Genomic DNA, 7,433 nt, shown 5'->3' with positions numbered 1-7,433 from the left:
TTATCGTAATCTTCTGGATACTTCAGCATAACAGCTGATATAGGGAACATGAGACCTTTTGGCACCATGTGGCGCAAAGAGAGAACATTATGGATTAAAAATCGATGTATCCGACCATTTCCATCGCCAAATGGGTGCAAAAATACAAAACCATAGGCTATTACTGTAGCGTGGATAATAGGTGAAACTCCACCTGTTTTCATTCTATTATGAGCAGCAAGTAAGCCCTCCATCAGATTTGGCAGATCTTCAGGTTTTGGGCAGATGTAATGGACAAGCTCCTTCTGAAAGGCTACTGTTTGCCCAACGTAATTCTGGTTCGCGCGATAGTCGCTATCAGCAAAGCGTGGATCAACAATCATATTCTGTAGTTCAATCAACCTACTTTTTTCTAAATAGTCGTCCTGCTTAGCAAGCTGCAAGGCTGCAATGAATTTTTCAGTACGAGAAGCATTACTTCTCACCCCTTCTATTTCAAAGGAAGATTTTGTCTCTTTGTTGTATAGATAGTTCAAAGAACGGCGAATTAGCTGTGGAGGATAACCTTTAACAATCTCTTCACATCGATTTTGAATAGCTGCAGAATCCAACTCTAAGAGCTTTTCTGTCTTCCTAACAATTGGGCAAAAGGATCGAGGTCCGAGAAGGTTGTTCACTACCCGATGGCGTGTGGATCGTTCTCCATTCTGAATGGTGAAGTACTCATTAGTTTCCAGTGCATTAATATAATTGCCACTGTTCATATCATCAATTGGAAGGTACTTTCCTAATAAAAACTCATAGAAAAACCAGATCCTTCGAGTATACTTGCCAGTGGGTTTTGATGTTATATATTTGACGAGTTCCTCAACAGGTATCTTCTCAAAAATTTGTGTCAGCAAGGTTAGATTTACCCCATCATATTTGATTGCAAACTCTAGGTGGTCACCAATCGTCTCTCCAGGCCAATATTGGTTTCTGAACATCTCATCTACAAAACCATCCTCTATTTTTGAAAAATGTGTACCAGTAGAAGAAACTGTCGATCTATGCCAATTGGGAATACTTACTATTCCAAGTTTTTCGATAAGATATGAATATCCAGCAAATCTATTATCAGAAACAAGTATTTCCATGGTCAAACCTCACTAAATTGGTACTATGGTGTAAATATAAGTACAAAACACCGCCATGTCAACAAATCTTAATATTTATAACTACTATCCTGTAATTTTTATTATTTGACACCGTTAACAAACTAAAACACTTATAATCCTGTATATTTGATTATTTAGAGACTAGTAATTTCAAAAATAGATGTATATTTAATTTTTCTCTTTGCATTTAACAATCTCTCTTAGATTTGTGACTAAGCAACGACAACAAAAATTTACAAAAAATAAAGCTCTACAACTATATTGTTAGTTTTAGAGGGGCACAAATAAATAACTTTATCAGTAAGGTTTTCATAAATAGGAGTCCCATCAAGAGATTTGTTTACAACGCACTTTTAGACCTGTTTCCACATCCCAAATCCATTGTAATTCTGAATCAAGCTAGCAAATGGGGATGTATAAGGATAATGTTTATAAATTATGAAGCAATTATTCTTACATGCCACAGACCTGTAACAAATATCATTAAATTTTTTCATGTTTTTGTAAAACCTATTACTTCTTATTACTTATCAGGAAAAACACTTATATTTTTACCAATTCGATTATCTATAAATACCAATACACACCTTTCTTTCCCTTTTTGCTTCTAAAGAGAATATTTTACGTTGATTGAGTGCAAACTTTTCTTGATTACTACAAAGCAAGAAGTAAATACATAATATTATCGGAAGTGGTTTAGCAATATTGTCGGAAGTAAAATGTTGATATTATCGGAAGTACAAGTTATAATACATTAGAAGGAGAGGAGAAGTATTCATGGAAACTCAAAACTATTTTAAGCGTATTGCTGATCAACTCTTGCAGGATAGACTCCGTTCAAGTGGCGCTGTTTTGGTAGAAGGGCCAAAATGGTGTGGGAAAACAGCAACCTCAACTAGAGCTTCTAAAAGCCAGTTGTTCATGCAAGATCCAGATAAGTCTACCTCGTACCTCATGGCAGCTGATACAAAGCCTTCCCTACTTTTACAAGGAGAGACTCCTCGCTTGCTTGATGAGTGGCAAAGTGCACCCGTTTTGTGGGATGCTGTGCGGTTTATGGTCGACCAAAGGGGAGGAAAACCAGGCCAGTTTATTTTAACAGGATCAGCAGTGCCTAAGGATGATGTAATACAGCATACTGGGACTGGACGTATTTCTCGACTGATGATGCGTCCTATGAGTTTGTATGAGTCTCTCGAGTCAAACGGTATGATCTCTTTGAAATCTTTATTTGATGGAAAGGATAATCTTGAGGGGTTTTCACAACTATCCATTGAAAATATAGCTTCTACCATTGTAAGAGGAGGATGGCCTGCCTCTATTGGTAATGACCAAAGCATCGCATTACGCCATGCAGTAGATTATGTAGAAGCAATCATCAATGCCGACATTTCCCGAGTTGATGATATAGAGAAAAATCCTGCTCGAGTAAGAGCTCTTATGCGCTCCTATTCCAGAAACATATCAACGATGGCTACCATCAGAACAATCCGAGATGATATTGCCCTAGGAGATGCAAATACTACAATTTCAGAAAAAACAATCAGTCAATATCTGACAGCACTGGATCGAATATTCGTCACAGAGAATCTTCCTGCTTGGAACCCTGCTTTACGTTCCAAGACAGCAATTAGGACTTCAGTGAAACGACATTTTGTGGATCCCTCTATAGCAACAGCAGTGATGCGACTTACCCCTACCAGGTTACTTGAAGATTTCCAATATTTTGGATTTCTCTTTGAGTCCCTTTGCACAAGAGATCTAAGAGTCTACGCAGAAGCCATTGACGGACAGCTCTTTCACTACCGTGATGCAAGTGGACTAGAATCGGATACAGTAGTGTGCCTCAACGACGGAAGGTGGGCTCCTATCGAAATAAAACTAGGGTCCAGGGAAATTGAGGAAGCAGCTGAACATTTACTAGAACTTAAGGCTAAGGTAGATACAAAGAAGATGAAAGAACCCTCGTTTTTGATGATCCTTACCGCAACAGAGTTTGCCTATAGACGTGATGATGGTGTGTTGGTCGTGCCAATCGGATGCTTAAAGCATTGATTCAATATAATTGGTATAGATTTTAATCTGCAATCTCTCTTCTAATCTATTGTACTGAGGAATATTAGAGTATTGCTTCTCAGATTCAGACATATTAGTTTTGCATTCCACAGGTGGCATGAATGTACATTTTTTCATCTCCAACGTTTTTTTGCTCTCAAAGTATCATAATGAGCCTTTAGAACTTTAGGTGGTTAAGTAGTTGTTTTGGTTGTTCCATTCAAAATTTTATTGATAATAACAGTAACAATAGGCTGTGAACCTACAGTAAAACTTTGAAGATTACTATGACAATCAAGGCATCTTAATTTCGGGAAAAGATTTATATAGGATTTATTATATCAAAGAATCTTTGCAATAAGCTTTTAGCCTAGAATTGCATACAAAAACACTAACAAAACACTTTATCTTTTATTAACCTTCATCGTAATTGTTAAGGGTGGTCAATATTTGCTCACCAAATGAGCTAATTCGGTATCTTTGCTTACTGCTTGTGCGCTTTTTTGGAATCGTCATTTCTATAACTCTGATTTCAAGTGCTGGGTTTATATAAAATTTTCTAAAATGCTCTGCATCCCGAAGACCGATTGCCTCTTGTAAATCCAAACGACTCATTTCACCCTTGAGAGGCTCCAACAACTTTATGACTTCCGGGGTAGAAAATGTAACTGTAACACCCAATTTTGGATCTGATTTCCAAAACGGGACGGATAGTCCATTTTCAAGATACTTTTGCACCATTAGTTTAAGTAAAGTTTTGTAAAGTAAATAATCGCATACACCAAAACTAATGCTCAAAACTATTTATTTTTGATTTTATATTTTTTATAATAGAGGCAGTTATTTGTTTAGGATAGGTTTTATGAAATTGGTTGAAGAGCAATTGCTAGAAGAGATTGAGAAAACAACCTCTTTAGCTAAAATAGTAGATGCTGCTAAGTATCTTAATGAAAATTATAGTCTATTTTCAACAGATTCTATCTTATGGGACCATCTTAAGATTGCTTTTAATCACAAACATGAAGCTTTATTTAATAAATATTCTAATCAGATTATTGCAAACAAGTTAATAAACCTTGTTTTACTAAAATACTATCCTTCTGAAAGGGTGATTAAGCATGCATTGGTCGATTTTCTAAAGAGTGACCAAGACACAATATTATTTGAAATGCCAATATTAAGTAGCAGAGTCGATATTGGTCGAATTAATGGAAAATCATACGCTTATGAGATTAAAACAGAATTAGATTCATTAAATAGAATTGAAAAACAAATCAATGATTATTCACAAGTTTATGAATATGTTATTTTAGTTATCGCTCCTGTATTTTTAAATGAGGTTTTGACTTTAGTGCCAGATTATTGTGGTATATGGGTATACAATCACAATAAAGGATCTAAGAAAATAACCTTTTCTAAAAAGCGCTCTCCAAGGAAATCTCCTTTGCTTAATTCTAATTCGCAATTAAATAATTTATCTCAGCATTCCCTTAATTCGATACTTAAAAATAAGAACATTAAAAATATCCCACTAAGAAAAGAGGATAAAATCGAACTAATTGAAGATTTATATAAACCAAGAACCATAAATACTAAATTTAAGGCTTTGACTAAACAAGCATATAAGAATAATTGGGACTTTATAGTAGAAAACTACTCATCTATTTTACCAATAGATGTCCAAACTTTTTTCAATAGTCCTATTGAACCCAATCTAGTTTATTTTAAGTAAAGTATATATTAAACACTCTTTTCATCTAGAGTGTAGATATAGTGACTCATAGTAATGCCCTTCCATAGTCCTTGGTTTCTTCCTGACTCTTTTCCATCGGCAATATTTTTTATTTTACGACAGCCTGGACATTTTTCATGGTGCTCTGGGGTAAATTCATTCCAATAAGGTGACTTAATAATTGAGGGAGCAATATGCTCACTAAACTCACTCAATAATCGTGTCTTACCTCTAAATCCTATAAAGTAATTATTATTATATGAATAATAAATACCAGCAGGACTAATAGATCCTCCAGTTGTTGGTAAAATGCTAGTTATACTGGCATAATCTCCAAATCCATCGAAACCGTACCTTTCATGAAAATACATTTCTAGCAAGCTATTATCAATTCCTTGAATAGGTTTATTATCAACGATATCTTTATTAAGTAAACTTTTAGGACGATTCGAATTAAGGATAATAGTTTTAACTGATTTACTAAGCTTTAATTCTTTTAGTAGCTTGTAAGTATCTTTAAAAACTGGGTTTATATGACTACTTTCTCCAATATCTAATAAAATATAGTCATAATCATTAATATCCAATAAAGAATTCTTACTCAAGTTATTTAGTTGTATTGGAGTCAATCGTAAGGCAACTTTATTAAAATTATCGTTAAGCACTTTTAAATCATCTTTTAACACATCTACTTTAACTAATTCTCTTTCTACATAAGATAAAACTGGAATAATTCCCCTGATGTTTTTGCATAGCTCAAATTGTTCATTAACAAAAGAACTTTGCCTGTTTACTTTCGTCAAAAAGTCTTGTACAGATTTAGTTGTTGATGTAGTTACTTGGATTTTTGGGAAGTCAAGAAAAAAAGAACTATTTTTGTTTAAGAATACATCCTTCAACTCATCTACATATGTTTTTTTAGAATTACTTCGTGTTCTCTTTTGAATAATCTCTATAAGAGGAATAGTGTTAGAACTAAGACCAACTTCATATAATTCTTTTACTATAGACATCTCTATAATTCTATTTTTCAATATTGGAACGTACACCCTAATCCTCCTTTATTAAACAGCATCAATAGTCAACCAATCTAGATATCCTGTAACCCCATCTAATCCTGGATATATTGTAGCTTGATTCCATCCATATAAGTTTAATATATTTTTAAATTCTTTTTTAAAATTCCTATCTATTACAATTCTATCAACTTTATAATTCCTCCCTTGCTTCTTTTTACTATCATCTGAATGCGTTATTTTTGTCTTATCTAAAGGTATGGTTGGGTTATTGTGGACCGTAAAAAGGCCACTTTGAGCCGTTATCCTTTTGGCAATATGAGGTGGATGAAATAAGAAAATTTCTCCAATTTCTAGCGGAGATAGGTAGTCAGCTAGATCAATATCTACGTCAAATTGTTTCCTAGCACTCGCATATACAACACAGTCCTCTTCCATATTACAATCTTCGATTGCAAAATATGCAGCAACAAGGGGGTTTTTTGTCCAATCCAAAAATCGTGTAGGAAGCCCATAATGTTGGGCCACAGCCCACCACTCCCACTCAGATTTTGGAATATTATCAATAAAGGGTAAAGCAATATTCTGAAATTCACTCATTAACTTTTGTTCATATATATCTAGCGAGGTTGAGCCACTTTTAACTTCTGAGTTACTAAAATATCTTTTGCGTCCAACTTTAGGAACAAGTTCGTAAGATTTACGTGACACACCTCTAAAAATCATTTCTTCAGAGTAATTAGAGACAATTTCATGAAAGTCTTGAAAATTATAAACTGTAATATTTTTCATTTATACTACCACCCTACTCTCTATAAAAATACTAAGCCACCTAAAACTGGTTTTCAATAAAATTAATCAATTATAATTTTCTAAAAATATCTTAAGTAGTTACTTATTTAATGCGTTGTTTTCTTTAATTGCATCAACTAATAGTTTGTAATTTGGTAGTTAGCTGAAAAAAAAGTACTTTAAGCTGTTAGCTTTATTTTTGTGTTGTCTCGAATAAACTTAACTAGTTCATCTTCTTTGTTTCTTCTTCGTGCATATCTCAACATGCCAGTTTGATTGAGGTGATACTTATTAAACATTGTTTCAATTGCTATAGGGTAATCACCAATAAAAAGCTTTAGGTACTTATTTGCAAACATATCTACTATCAGTTTCTCTAAAGGCACCTTATAAGACTCTCCATCAGATTTTGGAGCTTCAGTTATAAGACGATTTATTATAATTCCATCATCAGTGCCATATTGTGTTATCTCTTTAATACTGGGTTCTAGTAGTATTTGGCCTGGCATTTCGTCTATTAGGGATGAGAAAACAAAATCCACTCCATCTTTCTCTACTTCTAAAAAGATATAATTATGCGATAGTTGGTGATTGAAAAATTCATTAAGCCAAGACAACTCCCAAACCCTATAAGAAAGTAAAGGAAATTGTTGTTGCATATGCCTTATAACTTTTTCAGCTACATTGGAATAAACTCCACTA

Annotated in this window: 7 protein-coding genes; 2 read left to right on the top strand and 5 right to left on the bottom strand. The window is 33.9% G+C overall.

The window, feature by feature from the left end; translation table 11 throughout:
* The coding region (locus tag M0R38_12605) for a Fic family protein (GenBank protein MCK9482575.1) at nucleotides 1-1,115 on the bottom strand (1,115 nt) is incomplete at its 3' end.
* A 798-nt stretch (nucleotides 1,116-1,913) separates the two neighbouring features.
* Here M0R38_12605 and M0R38_12600 point away from each other — a divergent pair.
* The gene (locus M0R38_12600; protein MCK9482574.1) at nucleotides 1,914-3,191 is read left to right on the top strand and encodes a DUF4143 domain-containing protein; all 1,278 of its coding nucleotides are present in this window, start codon (nucleotides 1,914-1,916) and stop codon (nucleotides 3,189-3,191) included.
* A gap of 414 nt (nucleotides 3,192-3,605) precedes the next feature.
* On the opposite strand, the gene M0R38_12595 is transcribed toward M0R38_12600, so the two are convergent.
* Nucleotides 3,606-3,989 carry a hypothetical protein gene (locus M0R38_12595; GenBank protein MCK9482573.1) on the bottom strand — a complete coding sequence of 128 codons (384 nt, stop codon included), beginning with the start codon at nucleotides 3,987-3,989 and terminating at the stop codon, nucleotides 3,606-3,608.
* Between the two features lie 64 nt (nucleotides 3,990-4,053).
* On the opposite strand from M0R38_12595, the gene M0R38_12590 reads away from it, so the two are divergent.
* The gene (locus M0R38_12590; protein MCK9482572.1) at nucleotides 4,054-4,923 is read left to right on the top strand and encodes a sce7726 family protein; all 870 of its coding nucleotides are present in this window, start codon (nucleotides 4,054-4,056) and stop codon (nucleotides 4,921-4,923) included.
* 8 nt (nucleotides 4,924-4,931) lie between these two features.
* Here M0R38_12590 and M0R38_12585 read toward each other — a convergent pair whose 3' ends face one another.
* The 3 genes from M0R38_12585 to M0R38_12575 all read right to left on the bottom strand — a co-directional run.
* Nucleotides 4,932-5,972 carry a beta family protein gene (locus tag M0R38_12585; protein ID MCK9482571.1) on the bottom strand — a complete coding sequence of 347 codons (1,041 nt, stop codon included), beginning with the start codon at nucleotides 5,970-5,972 and terminating at the stop codon, nucleotides 4,932-4,934.
* A 15-nt stretch (nucleotides 5,973-5,987) separates the two neighbouring features.
* Nucleotides 5,988-6,731 (bottom strand): FRG domain-containing protein, encoded by a 744-nt coding sequence (locus M0R38_12580; protein ID MCK9482570.1) that lies wholly within the window; start codon nucleotides 6,729-6,731, stop codon nucleotides 5,988-5,990.
* 179 nt (nucleotides 6,732-6,910) lie between these two features.
* The coding region (locus M0R38_12575) for a hypothetical protein (GenBank protein MCK9482569.1) at nucleotides 6,911-7,433 on the bottom strand (523 nt) is incomplete at its 5' end.

The organism is Bacteroidia bacterium (genome assembly GCA_023228875.1).
Lineage (GTDB): Bacteria > Bacteroidota > Bacteroidia > NS11-12g > UBA955 > JALOAG01.
Note: the sequence above shows the minus strand (reverse complement) of the source record. Positions and strands in the feature narration are given on the sequence as shown.

Excerpts from the sequence above, each read along its gene's own strand:
- M0R38_12590 (MCK9482572.1), top strand. The coding sequence starts at position 4,054 with ATGAAATTGGTTGAAGAGCAATTGCTAGAAGAGATTGAGAAAACAACC.
- M0R38_12600 (MCK9482574.1), top strand. The coding sequence starts at position 1,914 with ATGGAAACTCAAAACTATTTTAAGCGTATTGCTGATCAACTCTTGCAG.
- M0R38_12580 (MCK9482570.1), bottom strand. The coding sequence starts at position 6,731 with ATGAAAAATATTACAGTTTATAATTTTCAAGACTTTCATGAAATTGTC.